The 22,606-nt window shown below is 42.5% G+C and carries 22 protein-coding genes; 2 read left to right on the top strand and 20 right to left on the bottom strand.

The genetic code is table 11. The annotated features are described in order from the left end of the window. Nucleotides 1–247: 247 nt before the first annotated feature. The 8 genes from M1J35_RS17385 to M1J35_RS17420 form a co-directional block, all read right to left on the bottom strand. Complete coding sequence (locus M1J35_RS17385; protein ID WP_318019851.1) at nucleotides 248–430, bottom strand: hypothetical protein; 183 nt, start codon at nucleotides 428–430, stop codon at nucleotides 248–250. Nucleotides 431–510: 80 nt separating this feature from the next. Next, nucleotides 511–1,293 (bottom strand): DUF92 domain-containing protein, encoded by a 783-nt coding sequence (locus M1J35_RS17390; RefSeq protein ID WP_254651821.1) that lies wholly within the window; start codon nucleotides 1,291–1,293, stop codon nucleotides 511–513. Next, nucleotides 1,283–1,849 (bottom strand): 5-formyltetrahydrofolate cyclo-ligase, encoded by a 567-nt coding sequence (locus M1J35_RS17395; protein WP_254651822.1) that lies wholly within the window; start codon nucleotides 1,847–1,849, stop codon nucleotides 1,283–1,285. Before M1J35_RS17395 ends, M1J35_RS17390 begins: the two co-directional genes overlap by 11 nt. Before the next feature lie 144 nt (nucleotides 1,850–1,993). Continuing rightward, the gene (gene rpmG, locus M1J35_RS17400) at nucleotides 1,994–2,143 is read right to left on the bottom strand and encodes a 50S ribosomal protein L33 (protein WP_064091498.1); all 150 of its coding nucleotides are present in this window, start codon (nucleotides 2,141–2,143) and stop codon (nucleotides 1,994–1,996) included. 57 nt (nucleotides 2,144–2,200) lie between these two features. After that, the gene (locus tag M1J35_RS17405; RefSeq protein ID WP_254651823.1) at nucleotides 2,201–2,782 is read right to left on the bottom strand and encodes a hypothetical protein; all 582 of its coding nucleotides are present in this window, start codon (nucleotides 2,780–2,782) and stop codon (nucleotides 2,201–2,203) included. Nucleotides 2,783–2,788: 6 nt separating this feature from the next. Next, the gene (locus M1J35_RS17410; protein WP_034757637.1) at nucleotides 2,789–3,796 is read right to left on the bottom strand and encodes a nucleotidyltransferase family protein; all 1,008 of its coding nucleotides are present in this window, start codon (nucleotides 3,794–3,796) and stop codon (nucleotides 2,789–2,791) included. Next, on the bottom strand, nucleotides 3,793–6,111 hold the full coding sequence (locus M1J35_RS17415) for a glycosyltransferase (RefSeq protein WP_254651824.1): 2,319 nt from the start codon (nucleotides 6,109–6,111) through the stop codon (nucleotides 3,793–3,795). Before M1J35_RS17415 ends, M1J35_RS17410 begins: the two co-directional genes overlap by 4 nt. Next, nucleotides 6,108–6,809, bottom strand: a complete 702-nt coding sequence (locus tag M1J35_RS17420) for a DUF4912 domain-containing protein (RefSeq protein WP_224519516.1) — start codon at nucleotides 6,807–6,809, stop codon at nucleotides 6,108–6,110. Before M1J35_RS17420 ends, M1J35_RS17415 begins: the two co-directional genes overlap by 4 nt. 351 nt (nucleotides 6,810–7,160) lie before the next feature. Between M1J35_RS17420 and M1J35_RS17425 the strand changes: the two genes are divergently transcribed. Continuing rightward, entirely contained in the window at nucleotides 7,161–7,493 is a 333-nt protein-coding gene (locus M1J35_RS17425; protein ID WP_224519515.1) for a hypothetical protein, read from the top strand. 43 nt (nucleotides 7,494–7,536) lie between these two features. On the opposite strand, the gene M1J35_RS17430 is transcribed toward M1J35_RS17425, so the two are convergent. From M1J35_RS17430 to M1J35_RS17485, 12 genes are all read right to left on the bottom strand, one after another. Then, a complete protein-coding gene (locus tag M1J35_RS17430) occupies nucleotides 7,537–9,297 on the bottom strand; it encodes a methyl-accepting chemotaxis protein (RefSeq protein ID WP_254651825.1) in 1,761 nt (586 codons plus the stop codon). A gap of 162 nt (nucleotides 9,298–9,459) precedes the next feature. Then, nucleotides 9,460–10,119: a phosphate signaling complex protein PhoU gene (gene phoU / locus M1J35_RS17435; protein ID WP_079531735.1), complete on the bottom strand. Its 660-nt coding sequence runs from the start codon at nucleotides 10,117–10,119 to the stop codon at nucleotides 9,460–9,462. 55 nt (nucleotides 10,120–10,174) lie between these two features. After that, nucleotides 10,175–10,948 (bottom strand): phosphate ABC transporter ATP-binding protein PstB, encoded by a 774-nt coding sequence (gene pstB / locus M1J35_RS17440; protein WP_079531736.1) that lies wholly within the window; start codon nucleotides 10,946–10,948, stop codon nucleotides 10,175–10,177. A 23-nt stretch (nucleotides 10,949–10,971) separates the two neighbouring features. Next, nucleotides 10,972–11,787 (bottom strand): phosphate ABC transporter ATP-binding protein PstB, encoded by an 816-nt coding sequence (gene pstB / locus M1J35_RS17445; protein WP_034757615.1) that lies wholly within the window; start codon nucleotides 11,785–11,787, stop codon nucleotides 10,972–10,974. An 18-nt stretch (nucleotides 11,788–11,805) separates the two neighbouring features. Further along, the gene (gene pstA, locus M1J35_RS17450; protein ID WP_224519513.1) at nucleotides 11,806–12,693 is read right to left on the bottom strand and encodes a phosphate ABC transporter permease PstA; all 888 of its coding nucleotides are present in this window, start codon (nucleotides 12,691–12,693) and stop codon (nucleotides 11,806–11,808) included. Then, complete coding sequence (gene pstC / locus M1J35_RS17455) at nucleotides 12,693–13,610, bottom strand: phosphate ABC transporter permease subunit PstC (RefSeq protein ID WP_079531802.1); 918 nt, start codon at nucleotides 13,608–13,610, stop codon at nucleotides 12,693–12,695. The genes pstA and pstC overlap by 1 nt, the downstream gene beginning before the upstream one ends. 84 nt (nucleotides 13,611–13,694) lie before the next feature. Beyond that, nucleotides 13,695–14,606: a phosphate ABC transporter substrate-binding protein gene (locus tag M1J35_RS17460; RefSeq protein ID WP_224519511.1), complete on the bottom strand. Its 912-nt coding sequence runs from the start codon at nucleotides 14,604–14,606 to the stop codon at nucleotides 13,695–13,697. Between the two features lie 309 nt (nucleotides 14,607–14,915). Further along, nucleotides 14,916–17,042 carry a peptidoglycan D,D-transpeptidase FtsI family protein gene (locus M1J35_RS17465; protein ID WP_371928764.1) on the bottom strand — a complete coding sequence of 709 codons (2,127 nt, stop codon included), beginning with the start codon at nucleotides 17,040–17,042 and terminating at the stop codon, nucleotides 14,916–14,918. Nucleotides 17,043–17,269: 227 nt separating this feature from the next. Further along, nucleotides 17,270–18,484, bottom strand: coding sequence for an MFS transporter (locus M1J35_RS17470; protein WP_034757583.1), 1,215 nt, complete (start codon nucleotides 18,482–18,484; stop codon nucleotides 17,270–17,272). 106 nt (nucleotides 18,485–18,590) lie between these two features. Further along, complete coding sequence (locus tag M1J35_RS17475; protein WP_034757581.1) at nucleotides 18,591–19,199, bottom strand: superoxide dismutase; 609 nt, start codon at nucleotides 19,197–19,199, stop codon at nucleotides 18,591–18,593. A 195-nt stretch (nucleotides 19,200–19,394) separates the two neighbouring features. Then, on the bottom strand, nucleotides 19,395–19,874 hold the full coding sequence (locus M1J35_RS17480) for a DUF456 domain-containing protein (protein ID WP_254651826.1): 480 nt from the start codon (nucleotides 19,872–19,874) through the stop codon (nucleotides 19,395–19,397). Between the two features lie 73 nt (nucleotides 19,875–19,947). Beyond that, nucleotides 19,948–21,576: a Na/Pi cotransporter family protein gene (locus M1J35_RS17485; RefSeq protein WP_061811242.1), complete on the bottom strand. Its 1,629-nt coding sequence runs from the start codon at nucleotides 21,574–21,576 to the stop codon at nucleotides 19,948–19,950. Nucleotides 21,577–21,820: 244 nt separating this feature from the next. On the opposite strand from M1J35_RS17485, the gene M1J35_RS17490 reads away from it, so the two are divergent. Beyond that, complete coding sequence (locus tag M1J35_RS17490; RefSeq protein WP_254651827.1) at nucleotides 21,821–22,594, top strand: DUF1189 domain-containing protein; 774 nt, start codon at nucleotides 21,821–21,823, stop codon at nucleotides 22,592–22,594. The last annotated feature ends 12 nt before the right edge of the window (nucleotides 22,595–22,606 follow it).

Consider the following 22,606-nt stretch of genomic DNA (forward strand, 5'->3'; position numbering starts at 1 on the left):
ATTTCATCCTGGTCGGGGGAAATATTCAGGATCCGATAGTGTTTATATTCCACTAAATAGTGGGCTATTTTCCAAAATAAATAATGATAACGTAAATCCACATCATCCACTACTTTCTTTTTACTCTTTTAACCTACCGACATCAAATAAACGCGTCTCCCCCTACTATACCGAACCTGTTTTTGATGTGTAAACAAAAAAGCTGCAGGAATGGGGTATGGCCCTCCTGCAGTCTTTTTTTGTTTGGTCAAGAGCGGAATGCGCCCTGAATGAATTTCGAGCGTATACCGGGTATTCCCATGGCCGCTCTTACGGCAAATTTGCGTAGTAGAAAATTCCCTAATAACAGGTTTAACAAACGATATCGATTCGGAACCAGAAAGAGAACCAAACCGCCAAGCACTAACCATTTTGTCCATCCGTTCATCATGATCCCTCCTGCTTATAGTTTGGATCATAACCGATTAGCTTATCCCATAAATTTATCTAAACCTGGGATTTTTTTGCCTGCTACCTATAGAGGAGAAGCAGGATCACTCCGGACATTACACTTGAAAGGGCATTGACAAGTTCATTGTTCATCCAGTAGCCCTTCGTTCTTTCGGTTTGCTGTCCGCAGTGGACAGTCGATTCCGTCTGTATCCCGCACATCCGGCACCTGTAATCCAATTGTACATATGCCCCTAAGCATGTATCCAGGAGATTTCCAAGAAACCCGGAAAGTGTGATCAATAGAAAGAGCGTGGCATCCATACCATCCAGCATGACCAGGGCTGTCAGTGCGATAAAGGCTGCACCCATGACCGCCGCTATTGTACCGATAAGGGAAACGGCTCCCGATGTGCCTTTTGGAACTCTCTCGAATGACCTTATGGAAAAAGGATGTTTCCCACTCAGGGGACCGATTTCAGAAGCCCATGTATCCGAATTTGCCCCTGCAATTGATGCAACAAAAGCAAATGTCCAAACGCTTTCCCCGGTCAAGCTGAACAACAGGGCGAAAAGTGCTGCCGGACCGCCGTTGGCCAATACTTGCTGCCAATCCCGTGTGGACGTCTTAGCAAGCCGGTCCTCTATCCCGATCTTATCCTTCTTGAATAGATGAGACCAAATACTTGAGGAAAGGAAGAAAGCCCCCAATACAAATAAGCCCCGGAAACCATAGGCAAACCCAATGACAAGCCCGATCAACACCGCCATCCAAGCCCCTGATCTACTTAAATTCTTTGTTCTCCATCCTGCAATCGCGATGGCAAGGATAAAGAGAAGAAGCAGGAATAACTCAATCTTCACAATCGATCCGTCTCAATTCCGTCAGGATGGTTGACACCTGCATATCAAAGGGTTCAATCGGCAATGATTCGACCATCTGCTCTTCAAAGGCAAGGGACATCGTCGTTCCTGAAAAGGCTGAAAGCAGCCGGTCATAATATCCCCCGCCAAATCCAAGACGGAAACCCGCGTTTGTATAAGATAATCCCGGGACAATCATCAATTCAATCGATTCGTTATGAACAGCGACGGACTTCGCGGGGTCCGGTTCAAACAGATTGAAATATAATTGTTCCAACTGATGAAAATCATTCAGTTTATAAAAAATTAACCGGCGGTCCTCTGGAACGCACTTTGGCACGACCATTGTCTTCCCTTCTTCCCAGCCCCTCTTAATGATATTCCAAGTATCGAGTTCCGGAGGCCTTGAAATGGTGATCGAGACCGTACTGCTTTGCTTCCACTCGGGAGAATCAAAAAGACGTTGTTCTATTTCAAAACATTTTTGTTGAAATGCAATATGGCCAATGGATTTTAATATTTGCAGCTGAGATTTCCGCTTTTCCTTTTTAGACATATGATCCCTCCATACTTACAATCCTGAAATTATTTTAATGGATTTCCAGCCTAAATGCGACAGCCAGTCCACCACTTTTCGGAAAAGGCATTGCTCTAGAACCTAATAAAGCATAAAAAAAAGCAGCGGATAAAATCCGGCTGCTTATTTCGTTTCGCGGTGAAGAGTCACACGCTTTAATTTCGGGCAATATTTTTTTAGCTCTAAACGGTCTGGGTTGTTACGCTTGTTCTTAGTAGTAATATAGTTACGCTCACCAGTTTCTGTGCAAGCCAAAGTAATGTTTACACGCATTATAATTTCCCTCCAAACATATACATCTTCTACTATTCATACGACTTTTATATAATATCACTTTTCACCGGGAAATGCTAGTCCGTTTTTAATTCTATCACTTAAATTTGCAACCTCTTCTTCCATCTCACCTTCAATCGCATATACTTTCCCCTGTTTCACTTCAAATGGCTTGAAAGTGAAATCCAGCATATACACCATCATATTGAGCCCATTTGTTATAGGATAGTAGTATAAGCTACCTTTGCTTAAGGATTTCTTCCAAAGTTTAAGCCCCTTCAGATTAAGGGGATAGATGGTTTTCTTGACAGATTCGGCACAGGAAACAATATTGGTGATGGCAACCCGTCTTCCGCTATAATTCCAGAATGTATCCTTCGAAAGGGACAGCACCCCCACTCCATCTTCTTTGCAGGCGAGCCACTCGATGAGAAAGAAAACTTTCAGACGGCGGGTTTCTTTCGACTTATTCTCCATTTCGAATACATAGGAGTCCCCCCACCCCTCAGCTTCTTCTTTCACCTTCACGTGTATATCTGTAAGGGAGGAGCACTTGTCAGAGTGAATAGGAGTATACTCATTTTTCTTGTTCCAGGCTATTCCTTGAATATGAAACGTTCGATTCCGGTTCTCCCTCATTAGCCTCTACACCTTTTGCCAGATTTTTATTTTTTTTCCGTAATATCTTGCAAACTCCCTTGCCAGATTCCTTCTGTCCGCATTGGAATAGATGATGAATCCTCTCTTTGGATCACTTATGATTTTCGTCCGGCCCCCATCCCTGTGGTCGAATACAATCTCTTTCTGATTGGAGGAAGATGGAACCGTCTCAAGCAGTTTTGCAAGGACCATCGGTTTCTTCCCATTTGGACAGGCTACCTGCAGTCGGGTAATGAAAGGCTCCATCAAGCCCTTTGAATGATGGAAGCCTTTCTTAAAAGAGGGAGGGGAGAAATGTCCCCTCATAAGATCGTCCCTTGCACACTTATATTCTTCCGGGCTACCGATATCTCTCCAATAAGCACTTGTCTTGAATACGTATACTTCTTCATTATTCAACAGGAGACGGGGAATGAAATCCTGGCCGAAATCTTTGGCCCCAATGTGGGCATAGCGGTCCAAAAGCCGTGGATCAAGCATATAAACACCTGTATTGACTTCATTGCCCACCCACTCTTCGGGCTTTTCGATAAAATCGACTAATTTGCGGGTTTCGTCCGTATGACAGATTCCGTATTCCTTTGGATTCTCCACTTCCTTTGAGACGACGGTCATAACCGCTCTTTTCTCATAATGGAACTCAATGACCTTGTCGATGGGAATATTGGTAAACGCATCTCCGCTAAGAACAAGGAACGGTTCTCGCAGCCTGTGTCGTGCGAGGAAAATGCCGCCCGCTGTCCCGAGTGGGGATCTTTCTTCAAGATACGTGATATTCACATTGAACCGTTTCCCGTCTCCAAAGTAATCTTTGATGGTCTCACTTTTATAACAAGTCGTAATCAATATATCTTTTATTCCATAAGAACTCAGGAGGTTAATGCTATATTCAAGTATTGGCTTATTCAGAATCGGGACCATGGGCTTAGCAACGGACATCGTATATGGCCTTAATCGCCTGCCTTCTCCACCTGCCAATATAACCGCCTTCATCTTTTTATACCCTCCACTTTTGATTGAAGGAGCACATCATCATATACATGAATGGTCTGGTCTGCGATCCGGTCCCAGCTGAACATGGACTGAGCCATTTTAAAGCCCAGTTCACCCAGTTGTTCGGATTTCCCCGGATTTTCAATTAATGAAATCAATTGAGTATAGAGACTATGTTCCTGATTTGGTTCAAATAATAATCCGGTTTGTTCATGTTTCACAATGGACTTAAGCCCACCGGTATTCGAAGCGACCACGCCTTTCCGGAAGGCCATCGCCTCCAAGGCAACGATCCCGAACGGTTCGTACAAACTCGGGAAGATGACGGCAAGACAATTTTTTAAATAATCATTCCGTTCCCTATCCGAGACGTATCCGACGAATGAGACGCTATCCGAGAGTTCCTCCTCGATCACAGCCTTTCGGTATTGCTCGAGCATCGGACCCTTCCCTGCTATGACAAAGGAGATGTCATACCCAGCACTCTTTAACCGTGAAGCTACACGGATGATCGTCTCAAACCCTTTCTCATGGACCATCCTACCGATTGAAAAAAAGTACGGCTTCGATGGTTTGGAAAGGGCGTACGGAGAAGACTGATCCAGTTTCTCCAGTTCCACACCATTCGGTATGACGGCAATTGGTGCTTCTATCGTGAATAAACTCTTGATTTCGTCTTTCATATGCTCACTGCAGACGATGAGATGATCGGATGCCCCTATGAGAAGCTGCTCTTCCCCGTGGATCTTGTGTTGCAAATCCGTATAAATCCCTTGATTCCTGCCATGTTCAGTAGCATGGATCGTAGTAATAAGTGGAAGGGCATAATAGTCTTTCAGCTTCATCGCCGATGTCGATACGATCCAATCATGTGCATGGATATGGGTGATTCGTTCATCTCGTATCAGGTCATGGGCGTACTGAATGAAGGACTGATTCAAATCGAATACCCACTTAAAGAAATCTTCTTCATATGGATGCAAAGGATGCACCCGATGAATTGTGACACCTTCCATTTTCTCAAGGGGAAGGGCATCATTGGCCATGGTGGTAAGAACATGCACATGCTTTCCCTTTTTCACAAGATTGTTGGCTAAGTCATACACATGTCTCGATAATCCACCCACGATATTCGGTGGATACTCCCAGGAAAGGATCAGTACGGAATCATGCTTCTCTTCCACGTCTCCCTTTATTCCAATGGAGAGCTTCTCAAGGATTTCGTCAGATGGAAAAGGCATCATTCTCTTCCGATGAAGAAGGAGATGTCCATCCTTATGCCCATCCATGACTTGTTGAAGCAACCGGTCGAAATGGACCGTGGATATTCCATTGTCATCTTTAAAACCTTCCATGCTAGAGATCCATTCCCTTATAATCTGAAAGGTCCACTCTGTTTCTTCTGACAGCGTCACCATATTTTCCAGCTGCTCTTCCATGCGATGGACCACCCGAATATTCCGAATGGCTGAATCGGTCATGATCGGTTCCTGTTTCTCCATTCCAAGATACCCGAAGCCGACCCTTGAAAGAGCGGTAGGTTCTTCCATCATGGCTTCCATTGTATGACGGGCATCTCCTCTATCCAGTTTCATTAATGCATCATAGTCTGATAGCGACTTTACAAAGGCGATTGAAAGTGGATGGCTTTCCTCCAGGGAGTCGATGCCCTCCCTAACAGGAATAAGCTTCAATCCTCTCGGGGTCCTGATGACCCCTCTGTGCTGTTCCTTTTCACTATGTTCATAGGAAAAAGAAGAAATGAATGTATACTCGATGCCTTGCCCAGTGAGATAAAGATCAATCCCCGGTACATATGCGGCTTGAGGTAACCAGAACGACTTAGGGATCATTTGGAAATATTGCTTGAATAATAATGTACTCATCCGAACCTGGGATTCGATGGCTCTTGGAGTCCGGTAATGCGTTAATGGAAACGGGCTTACCGACGTAGGGATGACGGTAGCCTTCCCTTCCACTGCGAGATGTTTGTAGGCTTGTACGAGATTCATATCATAAGTGGACCACTGTGAATAGATGAGCTGCCACTTCTGTTTATCATGAGTGTCTGCTTGCAGGAGGTTGCCTTGAATGATGGCGTTCGCCCTCTCTTTAAACTCTTCGCTCATAAAAAGGGAGAAAAGGAGGGGGTTCAATACGACAGGAATGGAACTACCTTCATTCCGATCAAGGAAATCGATCAATTCACCATTCTCTATAAGTAATGCAGTAAGCGAATCTTCCTGTTCAAACACTTGAGAAAATGAACATTCATTACATGTTGGATACACGATGATTTCTGAAAGAGCCTTCATGCCTTTTCCTCCCCATTCATGACATAATACGAATATGTGCTGACATGCTCAACCCATTTTGGTTCCCTGATTAATCCCTGCTCGTATTCCATCAACTCTTTCATACTGTGCGCCTCTTGATGATGAGAGGTTCTTGGTGTATGAATGACATTGGAACGAGTGAAGGCAACAAAGTCCCCTGATGGCAGGCGCAAACCGATCTCCATGCAGTAGCTTCGATTTTCCTTCAATCCGTTCACAAACCAATCGGTTTCTGTAAAGGGTACATATGAATCCGAATAGTGATGCTGATTATGACCATTAAAAGAAATAGAGGTAATATCATATAATCGAAGAACATATGGCTGTGGGTCGGAGTTCATCTTAAAATGACTCTTCACATGTCGGATCCATTCATGGGAAATGTTCCAATAACAATAGATCCTTGAAGAAGTTGAAAACGTAATCGATAACTCGGTCGCTTTCGGATTTTTTGATCTCTGCTTAGGCATCTTCCTGCCAAAAGCAGCTCTTCCTACACGTTTCTTCGGTGTTTCGGGTTTTATCATTTCAACTTCTGCCGGTTCCGGACCATTCTCCAATGCTTTCTGGTACTTCACCCATTGATACTGAACCTTACCCACGGTTGTATTCAGTTCTTTGGCAATTTTCCTGAATGACACACCTTGTTCCTTTAACTTGATTATTTCTGTTATCAAAACCATTCCTCCTAAACCGAAACATTTATTATATGAATTGGATCTAAATATTATGACAATTAATCTTAATTTTATCGTAACACCGTATTGAAAAACCTACAATAAACGCATTTTGTCGTATCTTGTTACACATGATGGCAATAGGATTCAACCTGCATTTTTTTTATGAATTAGTATGCTGAAATGATAATAAAGCGATTACATTTCCATAACGACATTTTTCTTGGTAGATCTCTCCACGACATTCGACAAAATATTGGGATATCCCTCACATTTATCCACGTATCATATAGAGTTGGAACATGATCTGTGCTATAAATAAAGAAGAAGAATACATCTTGGGGTGATAAAGTGACTTACCTATTCATTGGATTAGTAAGCTTCTCTATCCTATTACTTGTCATTTCGTTTTTTCAACGGGATCGGTACAGCGATATTGAAAAAGACATGGAAGAGTTATCGATGAATGTCCTGCAGGAGCATTATAAATTGAAGAAGAGAATAAGCGTTTTGGAAGAAGAGCTCATGTTGGATGGGGATATGACTTTTCATAAGACACCGATTAACGAAATCATAAAGAATCAAGTGATTTCCCTTTATAAGCAGGGGGTAAAAGTGGATCAAATCACAAAACAATCCACACTGTCGAAACAAGAAGTCCTCTCTATCATTCAGGACTCATAGCAGGAGTATAAGAACGGCTTACTCAAGGAGTAAGCCGTTTCTTTTACATTCTGAATGTTTTCACAAGGTCAGAGAGTTGGTTTGCCTTTTGGGTCAGGTCATCTGACTGGCCATATAGGGTTTCAATTAAGCCATTTTGTTCCTGGATGGAGGAATTGATGGTGATGGTTCCGTCATTGAATTCTTTGCCTACAGCTGAAACGCTTTGGAATGCTCCCTGAATATGGTGCATATATTCCTTTAACATCTTCAGGCTCCCTGATATTTCCGTAATATTGTGATCCATACCAGTGGCCTGTTTTTTCATTTCATTGAAATGTTCACCTGTTGTACGGATATATTCCTTACCGGTACTAAGCTCTTTATACCCGTCTTTTAATGAACTGGACACTTCCTTGGATATATGTTGAACATTTAATACACTCTCATTCATTTCAATCAACGAGGCGTCTACATCCTGTGCCAGCTTCCTGACTTCGTTTGCAACAACTGAAAACCCTTTACCTGCATCTCCGGCCCTGGCCGCCTCAATCGAAGCGTTAAGGGAGAGCAGATTCGTTTGATCGGCAATTTTCTTGATGCTCTTTGTCAGGTTGCTGATATCGATTGCGCTTTCCTCTAATCGATCCAGAAGGTCATGCGTTTTCTTTATTTTCCCATACACCATTTCGATTTGGTTTGTCGTAGAATTCATGGATGCGATTCCTTCTACCGTGACTCCCTGCATATGCGATGAGAGTTCTGACAGGGAATGACCATTCGTTTCTACTTGAAGGACCCCATCATTGAATGTTTGGTACTGATTGTTCAGCTGTTCAGCAGCCGCGACTTGTTCTTCAGAACTCCCGGATAACCGTGCCATGGAATCTCCTACCTGGTGACTGGAGGCATTGATAGAATCTGCAAGGGATTTGATATGCCGGCTGTTGCTTTGTACGGTGTGAGAACTGTCTTTTATCCCTATGACCAGCTCCCGCAAGCGCTCCACCATATGTCTGATGGAAGAATTCAACTGACCTATTTCATCCTTTCTCCCCGTCGGAGGAACGGAAAGGGTTAAGTCTCCCTTCGCCACGGCTTTTGTCACCGAAAGGATTTTATCGATACTTTTATTAATCTTGTCCGATACGAGGTTTACAATGAAGAAGCTTATGACGATTGAACTTATCACAAAACCGATCAACAAGAAAAAGAGTGTGTTCATATTATTTTCGGTTGATTGCAAGACTGTATCCTGTTTATGGAGGGTCCGTTCCCTTACTTGCATTAATAATGTATTGTTTTGATCCCTCAGAACACTTATTTTCATTCTGGCATCTGTATAAATGGCTTCGTCTAAACGAACGACTGCAGGTGCAATTTCTTTAATAAATAGTTCATCGATGGTTTTGTTATTTTCAGAGAATCTTTGAAGGAGTTCCCGGTCTTTTTTACCCAGTCCATTCATTGTCTCATCGGTCATGCCATTCAGTTCCGCTCTCAGTTTCCTGTACTCTTTCACATCCTCCTCATTCAAAAAGGTAATGTAATCGGCAATCCGGATATCTTTTGCATTAATGAGCCTGCTCAATTCCGTGATTTGAACAGAATGCTCACCTGTATCTTTCATGAATCTCATGTCCTTCATCAGATCGTTCATGCTGAATATGGCCAAGCCTACACATGAAATGAACAGTACGGCATTAAGCAGAAACGTATAAACAAGTTTATTCTTGATAGAGTGTTGATAAGACATCTTGGATAGGATACGGATTTTTCTGATATGGGGTACATATTTCATAAAGGGAAACGATTTTTTCGACATTGTGTCCTCCTGTATGTATAACTTTGTGTCTATTATGAATATGTACCAAAATACCCATATTTTCTATACTTTCACTGTTATCTTAATATAATCTTTACAAATCACGCACATCATCCAAGAATGCAAAAAAAGCGTCCCTTCAGCAGAAGGAACGCTTTTCATTTAGTTATTCAGATCAAACCGTTCACCGGTCACTAAGAAAATGACATTTTCACAAATATTCGTCACGTGATCCGCTACGCGTTCAATGTATCTGCACGTAAACGCCAGCTGGGTGATCTGACTGATTTCATTCGGATAGTTCGGAATGTAGGTCATGAGTTCTTTTACTAATTTACCATATAACTCGTCGACTTCATCATCACGATCCGCCACTTTTTTCGCAAGGGAAGCATCCTCGCTGTAAAAAGCGGTTAGCGCTTCTTCGAGCATTTCTTCAGCAATCGAGAGCATTCTCGGAATTTCTTCAATCGGCTTGATCAACTTCTGGTTTCCGATATGCAGGGTTGATTTCGCGATATTCGTAGCCATATCCCCGATCCGTTCAATTTCAGAACAGATCCTTAATGCAGAGATGATTTTACGTAAGTCCGTTGCTACAGGAGATTCCTTTGCAATGAGAATGATCGCAAGATTATTGATTTCATTATCATATTGATTGATGATATGATCTTTTTTGATGATTTCCTCTGCTTTTTCAATGTCCTGGGTCTTCAAGGCTACCACGGACTCTTTTAAAGACACTTTGGCAAGATCCGCCATATCGAAAAGCTTGTCTTTTAACTCTTTTAAATTATTATCGAAATTTCTTCTTATCGCCATACTTATTCCCCTTTGCTAAGTAATGATGAAGAACCTTTTTCTTTTAACGCGCACTTTATCCAAATCGACCCGACACATAGTCTTCCGTTCGTTTGTCACTGGGATTAGAAAATATTTTATCCGTTTCGTCCAGCTCAATCAAGTCCCCTAATAGGAAAAAGGCTGTTTTATCAGAAACCCTTGCTGCCTGCTGCATATTATGAGTCACAATGACAATCGTATATTGTTTCTTGAGCTCACCAATCAGCTCTTCGATTTTGACAGTGGAGATGGGATCGAGAGCCGATGTCGGTTCGTCCATCAAAAGGATTTCAGGCTTTGTCGCAAGTGCCCTGGCAATACACAGACGTTGCTGTTGACCACCTGAAAGACCCATGGCCGGGGCATCTAATCGATCCTTTACTTCGTCCCATAATGCAACACTCTTTAAAGTGGATTCCACTATTTCATCAAGCTCTTTCTTCTTTTTGACTCCATGCACTTTCGGACCGAACGTAATGTTGTTATAAATGCTTTGGGGAAATGGATTTCCTTTTTGGAACACCATCCCCACTTTTTTTCTCAATTCAACTAAATCAACCTTGTCTGAAAGGATATTCGTCCCGTCAAAATTGATTTCACCGGACATTTTAATCCCAGGGACCGAACGATTCATTAAGTTCAATGTTTTAACGAATGTCGATTTTCCGCATCCGGATGGTCCGATGATCGCTGTGACCTCTTTATCATAAATAGGAAATGTAATGTTTTTTAACGCATAGTTATTTCCATACCATAAATTTAAGTCGTTTACATTAAATGCCGTTTTTTTCGTTGTAGCTACTGACACGCGAAACCCCTCCAACTAAATGATCAACTGAAACGCCCTGAAATATAGTCTTCCGTCCTTTTTTCTGATGGATTGGTGAAAATCTTTTCGGTTTGGTCGAATTCCACTAAATCACCATTATAAAAGAATGCCGTTTTATCAGAAACACGGGATGCCTGCCCCATATTATGGGTCACAATGACAATCGTGTACTCTTTTTTTAGATCGGTGATCAATTCTTCGATTTTTGCATTTGAAATTGGATCAAGTGCTGAGCTTGGCTCATCCAATAACATGACAGTCGGTTTCATAGCAATCGTCCTTGCAATACATAAACGCTGCTGCTGTCCACCGGATAGTGCGAGTGCCGAAGTATGGAGGCGGTCTTTAACTTCATCCCATAGTGCTGCTTTTGTCAAACTTTCCTCTACCAGATCATTCAAAACACTCTTCTTTTTGATTCCAGAAAATTTCAATGCATGAACAATATTTTCGTATATGGATTTACTGAATGGATTCGGCTTCTGGAAAACCATCCCGATTTCTTTGCGAAGAGCTACTACATCAATGTCCTTACCTAGAAGATTCACATCTTCATACATGATCTTCCCCTCTGCACGGGCAATAGGAACCAGGTCATTCATGCGGTTAACCGTTCTTAAGAAGGTTGATTTCCCGCAACCGGAAGGGCCGATCAAAGCCGTTACAGCATTTTTTTCGATTTCCATATTAATATTTTTAACGGCGTGATTATCCCCGTAATAGAAATCTAAATTCTGAACATCGATGATGGTCTCTTTTTTGATTTCATCCGCTACTCTTGAAGAGCGCTTCTGTTTCGTTTCTAATTGAACCGACATGTACTATCACACCTTCTATTATTTTGTCGCTGTCATTTTATTATGAATGTAGCTTCCGATGAAACGTGCACCCAGATTAAAGACTAACACTGAAAGAATCAAGACGGCTGAGGCTCCTGCTGCTTTTTCGTCTACGTCGGGAATCAATCCTTGTGTGTTGACTGACCAAATGTGAACAGCCAGTGTTTCCGCCGGTCTGAAAAGATTCAATGGTGACGTAGGCGAAACTGGATTCCAATCCATATAATTCAATCTGGGAGTCGACAGGCCGGCTGTGAATAATAGAGCAGCAGCCTCACCGAATACACGACCCGATGCAAGAATCGCTCCTGTCAGGATAGACGGGAATGCACCCGGGATGAGCACGGTTTTAACGGTGTGCCAATTGGTGATCCCAAGAGCAAGGCTCGCTTCTTTCAACTCACGGGGTACGCTTCTGATGGCATCTTCACTAACACGAACCAATACAGGAAGATTAAAGACCGTAAGTGCCAGGGCTCCACCTATAATGGTATATCCCCAACCCGTTGTATTTACGAACACCAATAGTCCAAACATTCCAATGACGATAGATGGTAATGAGGCCAGTACTTCAATACAAGAACGGATGGTATTCGTGATCTTGCCAGGCTTGGCGTATTCAGCCATATAGATGCCTCCGCCGACACCGAGAGGCACCGTAATAATCATCGTGATGATCAGGATATAGAATGAATTAAATAATTGATCCCGGATCCCTCCTCCGGCACGGACTGCACTGGATGGGGTTGTAAGGAAGTCCCACGTTACATATGGTAAACCCTTCACCAGAATATATGAGAATAGAGCCACTAAAAGGGCGATAATGACCGTTGCGATTCCAATGAACACGCCAGTGGCGATCTTGTCTGCTCTTTTACTATTCATTAGACTTTCCTCCTCGATGATAAGTAGCGGATTAATAAGATAAATACGAAGGACATGATTAATAGAATAAGACCCATCGACCATAGTGTGTTATTCTCCACGCTTCCATAAGTGGTATGTCCCATATTCAGCGTTATGATCGTGGTCAACGTAGCCGACGCATCTACTATACTTTGAGGAAGATCTCTTGTATTTCCTATGACCATTTGAACAGCTAGTGCTTCACCAAATGCTCTCGCCATACCCAGTACGACTGCTGTCAATAAAGTTGGCAATGCTGCCGGGATTAATACTTTTCTAATCGTTTGCCATCTTGTTGCCCCTAATGCATATGATCCATCGCGCAGGCTTTTTGGCAAAGAGCTCATGGCATCAGTGGCAATGGTTGTGATGGTAGGAAGGATCATCACGGATAATACAATCATTCCGGCTAATAATGAAAATCCGATACCGGATGTATGGTTACGAATGAATGGAACCAATACTGTAAGTCCTATAAATCCATAAACAACGGAAGGAATCCCTACAAGGAGTTCTACAATCGGCTGCATGATTTTCCTTCCCCATGACGGTGCGATGTCCGTCATAAAGATCGCCGCTCCGATTCCGAGCGGTGCTGCAATTAAAGCAGAAAGAATCGTAACAGCAAATGATCCAAAAATGAAAGGCAAAGCGCCATACATCGGGTTTTCTCCTGTAGGACTCCAATCTGGACTGGTTAAGAACTCAATTGGACTTACACCATTTTTTATAAATGATTGCAACCCTTTTGAAGTTAAGAAAATGGTGATGGAAATTGTTGCGGCAATCATGATGACTGCGCTTAATGTCACTAAGAATCTTCCCTTAAATTCACCGTTCATCCAAGATCTATTGCTTTTGATCAGCCTCTTTGAGGCAGGTAGCTTGTTTTCCATATCCATAAACACCCCTAAATACGAGATAATAGGGTAAATGCCCTCAAGCATCTACCCTATCAATTTATTTAATTGATTCATCTTTTACTTCTTTGTTTGTTTCCCTTCAGCATCACGTTCTACTTCCATTTTTGTAGAAGGAATGTAACCTTGATCCTTTAGTAAACCACTTTGAACATCTTCGCTCATCATGTAGTCAAGGAACGTTTTAGCTAGACCATCAGGCTCACCTTTAGTGTAAGAGTGTTCGTATGCCCAGATTGGGAAATCACCTTTTTGTACGTTTTCGTCAGTTGCTTTAACACCATCGATTGCTAATGGAGTTACACTGTCATCAGTGAAGTAAGAGAAAGCAAGGTAACCAATTGCTCCATCAGTTTCGTTGATGATTTTCTTTACAGTGTTTGAAGAATCTTCTGTGATTCCTTCAGCAGGTGTCTCTCCATCAAGACCGAATTTTACGAATGTAGCACGAGTACCAGAAGAGTCTGGACGGTTTACAAGCGTGATCTTTTGATCTTTACCACCAAGTTCTTTCCAGTTCTTGATTTCACCTGTGAATACTTTTTTAAGATCTTCTTTTGAAATGTCATCAATACCAACATTAGGATTAACTGCAGCCGTCATTCCTACAACCGCTACTTTATGGTCAACTAACTCGTCCGCTGGAATTCCTTCTTTTTCTTCAGCGAAAACGTCCGAGTTACCGATTTGAACTGATCCTTCAGAAACTTGGGATAATCCTGTACCAGATCCTCCAGCATTAACTTGGATATCTGCATCCGGATTTTCTGCCATGAATTCTTCAGCTGCTGCTGCAACAAGTGGTTGCATTGCAGAAGAACCTGAAACTACGATTGAACCAGAAGCTGTTTCTGAACCTTCTTTGTCGTCTCCAGCATTTTCATCTGTGCTGCTTCCATTCCCACATGCAGCTGCAAATGCTACTAGCGTTGCGATGATTAAAAGCAGACCGTATTTCTTGAAGTTCTTCATTCTTTAATTCCCCCTAGAATATTGGTTGTTTTGTCCTACGAGTACTAGATTAATAGATGAGTGTTAATGGTGTTTTAATCGATTGTAAAGGTTTTGTAAATTCGACATTTTTTTTATGATTCCGCGGTTCATAAATGCTTTAAACCCTTATTAACACTAGTATTGAACAATGTTTGATAAATTATGTACGTACTTAAAAAAATGTCTTTTTTTCATGAATGTATGATGCCCATTCATGGATTAATGTTATGATTCACAATAAAAAAAGCTGATTCATGGAACCATTTACCCATGAATCAGCTTGTTACATTAGTTATTCTGTTCTCTTTCCTTCTGCATTTGCTCTTCTGCCTCATCCGCATTCTCGACTTTCTTGTTTACGGAAGTTGGATCCTTCTCTTCTTCGGCACGCTTCTTCTTCAATTCAAAGTACTTATCCATTACCCGTCTGGAGATGTACTTATTCACATATGGATCGGCCACGCCGCTTGCCTGGATATGAGAGGCGGGTACCACAGTCGCATACGCCACCTCAGGATTATCGTAAGGCGCATAACCGATCAATGTGGTGTTATAACTCAGTTCCCCGTCAATATACGTCTCGGCTGTTCCGGATTTACCCGCTGCATTATAAGGAGCATCATGGAATAAGTAACCCGTTCCTTCAGGGTTATGATAAACACGGTAGAAACCTTTTTGGACATGTTCGATCTGTTCCTGTGTGGCATCAATTCGATTCAGTACATTCGTCTCTTTCTCGAACAGGATGGGACCGAGGCTTTCCTTTTCATTGGTCGGTTCCCTTATCTCCTTCATAATATGAGGCTGTACACGGTAACCATCGTTCGCGATGGTAGAAACATATTGTGCCAGCTGCATGGTGGTGTACGTATCAAACTGACCGATCGCCAAGTCAAGTAAGAAACCGGGATCTGTCTTGGTTCCTGTAAGACCGGCAGATTCACCGGGCAGGTCGATGCCTGTCGGGACACCTAAACCAAATTGAGCGTAGTGATTCCTGAACACATCGAACGCTGCCGGGTTGTTCACGATCGGCTCATTCGGTACGTACCGGCCCCCGGCTATTTTCAAGGCAACCTTCCACATGTAGGCGTTGGAGGACTTCTCCAGAGCATATAAATCGGTCATCGGGATTTGCTGGTATTTATTGAACCAGGATGTTTTCGGATTAGTCCCTTTGATCCTTAACGGTTCATCAATCAAAACCTCACCCGGTGTCAATTTACCGGTCATATATCCTGTCAATACCGTAGCGCCCTTCACAACGGAACCTACTTCATAGGAAGATGTAAAGGTCCCTAGTGCAGCATCCCGCATTTCGTACTTACCCGTTTCAGGATTCTTGACATATTGTTTACCTGCCATGGCCAGGATCTCCCCGGTATTCGGGTCAATCATGACGACATATGCCCGGTCAAGATCTGGAGATGCGTCCCGGTGGACAATCTGTTTGCTTAATTCTTCTTCGATTATTTTTTCGACTTCCCGCTGAAGTTCCATATCGATGGTAAGGACAATATCCTTACCTCTCTGTCCTTGTTGAACAAGGACGGATTCGAGCACACTTCCGCCTTTGGTTACGTTCTTGATCTGTTCCTTTTGTCCTTGGAGGACATCTTCATATTCAAGTTCTACATAGCTCTTACCTACGCGATCATTCCGGTTATAATCCTGAGCTAAATAGGAATCCACCAAATTCTTTGGCAATCCTTCCCTTGAAGAGGACACGTTCCCTAAAATCGTCCGTAACGTATCATCAAATACGTAGGAACGCTTCCAATCTGTCGTCGTATTGACACCTGGAAGTTCACTCAGATGCTCACTGACCGTTGCGAATTCCTCCGGAGTGACTCCTTCATTCTTCACAATCTGCGGATTAAGCGCATAGCCACTGGAGAACTCACGATAAATGGCGATGATTTCAAGGTCATTTTCAGTGAGGGAATCCAGTTCTTTCTCGGTAATCCGGTCGAGTCTCATCTGATACACTTTTTTATTCACGTCATCTTCAGACAGTTCTTCATTGCTTTGGAGGTTTTTGATTTCCCTGTCCGAAACTTTTGCATCGGCTGCTTCAGGATGCTTGATGATCCAATAATCCTTTTTGTCCCGCTCTGTCACGTCCCCTGTATCTTTTTCGATGAACCGGGATAGCCTGGAGGCGACTTCGATCATTTCATCGATCTTCGTATTATTTGCCCGTGTATACGTAATGGCATTCAGCGGAATATTGTCGACGATCACATTCCCATAACGGTCATACATTTTCCCGCGTGGCACACCAGTATTGACCACGACGTCTTCGGTTCTTTCCACTTCTTTTTTATAGCTTTCCCCATTCACGATCTGAACAAGTCCAAGTCTAAGTACAAGAAGGGAAAATAATAAGAACACAGCAAAAAACAGCAGATTCATCCTGACGGGAACATGCGTCTTTCTTTTTCTCTTATTTTTTTTCAAGTCTTCCAGCCCTTCCTCTATGTAAAAATCTCTCTCTGCCCTTGTTTCGTTCCTGGTTGATTGGATAGCAAACAAGGTGGGAACAATCATCTTAACCCTCCCCTTATTTTATAGAAAATGTCAGGGATAATCTAGCCATAAGTAAAGAGAGGAAATCTTTCCCTCTCTTTGTAGTAAGTCCCTTATAAAGGCAGCACGACTTTCCGTACAAATAAGTAAATCAGTGTATGTCCTGCCCCAAGTATCAATAGAAGTATCGGGATGCTCTCTTCCTGATTAAAGAAAGTCACGGCAACAATGAAAGCAAGGACTGAGACGATCCTTCCCAGGTTCAAGAAGATTTCCCTTACGACTATGTACTCAATCCTCATTTCAGCTGCGTTCCATCCCGTACCGATCACATCGTATGTCATAGAGATATAGGGAACCAACAAGATGGGATAGGCAATGGCAATGACACCTGCATAAAGCAATAATTTTGTATACGTGACATCAAATACGATCAGGAATATGGCCAGATAAAGAAGGATACCACCTAGCAGGATGGCGCGTTTCCTCAATTGTTTCTTTATGACCCTGGAAGCGACATAATAGCCCACAAAGGCAATGCCTGAGTTGATCAAACCAAAGGTACCGATGGCAAATTCACTTCCCGTACTGATGAATACAAACACCGATATGATAAAGATAAAGGTTCCTTCCCTCAGCCCCTGGAAAAAGTGGGCATTGGTGATGGAACGCCAATTGTGATTGTGCTTTCTTTCCTCGAGAATCCTAAGGAAAAGATAGCGTCCGGATGCCGGCCGCCTCTTAAGGAAGAAACTCATAATAACCGCGAGGAAAAAAAGAAACAGAGAGATTCCGAATACAATGGTATACCCCTTGAAGGAAGCAAACCTTGAAATGATGAAACCGGCGAGGATCGGTCCTATCATCCCCCCGGCAGACGTCAGAGTACCGAGGAAGCCATTGAAGAAATCCCTTGTTTCAGGTTCTGTGATTTCAAACGTCAACACATTGAAGGCTAACCAGTAGAAACCATAGCCGATCCCTAGTAACGCTCCCAACACGACAAGATAATCTTCTGCCGATTCTCCGAATGCCAAAACGGATATGTAAAAGAGAGCCAAAAAAATAACACCGAAGCGTAATACAATCACCCGGTCCACTTTCTTTGCCAACCTTCCAGCTAAAATAAATGTCAGGGGCTGAAAGATGACAACGGTTAAATTATAGACACCCAAATCAATGAATTCACCTGACTGTTTCCATAAGTAGATGTTCACAAATGTGTTCGAGAGGGCAATACTCAAGGAGTATAATCCCCCGATCAACAGGAGCAAAGTCAGATCTTTCGTTAAATCAATGTCACCTAATATTCTTTTAAAGCTGCTCATGTGTAAAACTCCCCTTTAACGTACCCCTATCTTGTGAAAAAGGGAAGGAACTTATACAAAAAAAAGAGAGGTTCCTGAAAGAACCTCTCTTACCTTATTCATAAAATTACTTAGCAGCTGAATAACGCTTCGCTACTTCATCCCAGTTTACAACGTTCCAGAATGAACTGATGTAATCAGGACGACGGTTTTGATAGTTCAGGTAGTAAGCATGCTCCCAAACATCAAGACCTAAAACAGGCGTTTTCCCTTCCATTAAAGGACTGTCCTGGTTTGGTGTGCTTGTTACTTCCAATTCACCGTTATTCACTACAAGCCAAGCCCAGCCTGAGCCGAAGCGTGTTGCAGCAGCATTAGCGAATTCTTCTTTGAATGAATCGAAGCTTCCGAATTTGGAAGAGATGGCATCTGCTAACTCTCCAGATGGAGCGCCTCCACCATTCGGAGATAATACCGTCCAGAATAGAGAGTGGTTAGCGTGACCGCCACCATTATTGCGAACTGCCGTACGAGCACCTTCAGGAACAGCGTCTAAGTTAGAAACAAGATCTTCAATGGATTTGCTTAATAAATCGTCGTGTCCTTGAAGTGCATCATTTACTTTCGTCACATATGCGTTATGGTGTTTAGTGTGGTGGATGTTCATTGTTTCCTTGTCGATATGAGGTTCTAATGCATCATATGCGTAAGGTAATTGCGGTAATTCGTAAGCCATTATAAATTCCTCCCTATGTATAGTTTCCTGAATAGCTATATTCAGGCCGTTTCAGTATAAGATTACCAAAACTACTATATCTGTTCAAATATTTTGCCTTCAATCTCTCACTTTTTTCTTACAAGAATAAAATGCCCAATAAACATTAAATATATTTCATGTTATGTAGGCTGTCATAAATAGTGGTGAGTCCCTTCACACGACCATAAAGAAATAAATGGCCATGACGATTTGAATGAATCCTTTTGTGAATACGCTTGAGATGAAGCCTATGACTGATCCTATACCTACTTTAAATGCTGTCTTCAAGTTAGTTCGATGAACGATCCATTCTCCTATGACGGCTCCGAGGAAAGGTCCGATCAGTATTCCTATGACAGGGATGACGAATGGACCAATGAGCAGTCCGATCGTGCTTCCCCATATTCCTGCCTTCGAGCCTCCGAACTTTTTGACACCGATCAGGTTCGCCATATAATCGGCACCGAACAAGAGGGCGACAAACAGAATCTGTATCGTCCAGAACAACCAGCTGAATGGTTCAAAGCTGAAAAACACCCCATACAGCAGAAAGCTGCCCATTAAGAAAACGACACTTGGCAAAATCGGATACACAAGCCCGACAAACGATAAAATCATGAGTATGATAATGATACTCCAGTAAACGATGTCCACGTTCCAACACCCCCTTTTGAGTATAAAAAAAACTGACCCCTTTGACAAATTTCAAAGAGGTCAGGAAAGAAACTTATTCTACTCCCAATACTGCTTCAGCAATATTGACGGCATGATCTCCAATACGTTCTAGATTACTGATGATATCTACGTATACGATACCAGCTTGACCCGAACATTTCCCTTCGTTCAGACGCAGGATATGCTGTTTGCGGAGCTTACGTTCCATTTTATCGATCTGGTCTTCCTTCTCCGCCACTTCTCTTGCAATTTCAGTGTCGTTCAAATCCAGAGACTTGATCGCTTTTTCAACTGTTTCAATCGTCAAATTGAACATGACTTCAAGATCGGACATGGCATCTTCTGTGATTTTCACTTTGTTGGCTTGCTGATATTCAACTAACTCGACGATGTTTTCAAAATGATCACCCACGCGTTCAATATCCCGAACCGTATCCATCAGGATCGAATGACGCTCGGATTCAGATTCCGATAGGGAAGAAGATGATAGATCAACAAGATAGTTCGTGATTTTCTTATCGAGGTTATTGATGGCACCTTCTATTTGATATGCTGCTTCTGAATTTTTCGAGCTCTTTGTCTTCAAGAACTCATTTGTTTCCTGTAACCCTTTAACGGCAAATGTCCCCATGCGGAGAACTTCTTCTTTTGCCTGCCCCAACGCAATGGAAGGAGATTGTTCGATGAATACAGGATCCAGGTGTTTCGAGTTATAATCCACGATAGAGTCCTGACCCGGAATCAACTTCGTTACGATCAGCGCCAATACGGCGATGAACGGAAATTGAATGATAGTATTCGTTATATTGAAAGTACCATGAGCGAATGCAATGGTCATTGGCTCATTCAGGTTGAATGTAGTTTGTAGAAATACGACAAACTTTGAGAATAACGGCAATATGATCAAGAATATGGTTGTTCCGATTAAGTTAAAGAGTACATGCACCGCCGCAGCTCGTCTGGCAGCGACTGACGCACCCAGTGCAGCCAATACCGCTGTGATGGTTGTCCCGATGTTATCCCCGAATAAGATAGGCAGTCCTGCCTGTAAGTCTACCAGGTTTGAGCTGTACAGCTCCTGAAGGATACCGATCGTGGCAGAAGAACTTTGTACAACCACGGTGAACAACGTACCGACTACCACTCCAAGAATCGGATTATCACTCATGCTGACGGTCAAATCATGGAATGCTTCCAATGAGCGTAAAGGTTTCATTCCTCCACCCATTAATTCGAGCCCATAGAATAAGGCACCGAAGCCAAAGATCATTTGTCCAACGTTGTGGACTTTTTTATTCTTGAAGAAGAATAATAAGATGGTACCTACGGCAATGATCGGAAGGGCATACTCCCCTACGTCCACACCAATGATGAAGGCTGTCACCGTCGTACCGATATTGGCACCCATGATGACCCCGATTGCTTGTCTTAGGGTCATGAAACCGGCACTTACCAGCCCGACAACGATAACCGTCGTACCACTACTCGACTGGATCAGGACGGTAACAAAAACCCCTGCCAGCACTCCCATGAACGGATTGGTCGTGAACTTATCAAGGATTTCCTTGAGGCGTTCACCGGCTGACTTCTGAAGGCCGTCCCCCATATACTTTATCCCAAAGAGGAAAATACCTAGTCCTCCAAAGAACTGAAACAACATTTCCTGCCAATTTAATTCCATTTTTTCAACCCCTACATATATTTTCGACATTAAACAACAAAAACCCCATATCATTTTTAATATATAACGGGGCTTACGTAAATACTTTTTACCCCAAATTTACAATAGGTTAATAAAACTCGACTTTTATTACATTTATGTTACAAATGATACTAATTATAAATGCTTCCGAAGACTTACTTGATGAAAGTATGAAGACAAGCTTAAAATAGATAGGGTATGCACGAAAGGAGAAAAAAACGAAATGAATGTATTTCAGCAATTGTATAAAAGTATCTATTCCCCAAAAGATATTGCAAAATTCCGTTTCCAGGGAATTGGCAAGACGATCCGTTTCATTTTTTTACTTGCTCTTATATCCATCATTCCTGTGGCCGTACAATTTGTATCGTTCGCAACCAATGCCCTGGATACATTAAAGGATTCTCTGGATAATGAATTGCCATCATTTTCGATTGAGAACGGCACCTTGACTTCTGATCATTCCGGGCCCGTGACCATTGAGAAAGAAGGCATGACCATCATCTTGGATGATACGGGTCAAATGAAAGAAGGGAACCTTGACAGGAATGAAAACACGGTCGCCTTCCTTAAGAATGACTTTGTGGTCATCAGCCAGGGACATGTCCAATCCTCGTCTTATACGTTGTTTGGTGATAGCACTGTAACAGAGGATGGATTACTCGACATCCTGAATTCTCTCAAGGACCTGAAATGGATTTTGATCCCTGTGGCATTAAGCATTCTTTACGTGTTCACCTCCGGAATGACATTCTTGAAAATAACCATTTTCGCCATCATCGGTGTTACATTTGCTAATGTACTGAAACGAAATGTACCATATCGCCAAAGCTTTCGCATCACCGCCTATTCGGCTACGGTTTCTACCGTATTTTTTACCCTAATGGAATTATTACAAACCAGGATTCCCGCTGCTCCAATATTGGACTGGTTTGTCATCACAATCATCCTGTATTTAGTAGTGAAAGAAATACCCCAAAGGAAAAAACGCCAATAAATAAAGTCCCCG

The organism is Rossellomorea sp. KS-H15a (assembly GCF_024195245.1).
In the GTDB taxonomy this organism is placed as follows: Bacteria; Bacillota; Bacilli; order Bacillales; family Bacillaceae_B; genus Rossellomorea; species Rossellomorea vietnamensis.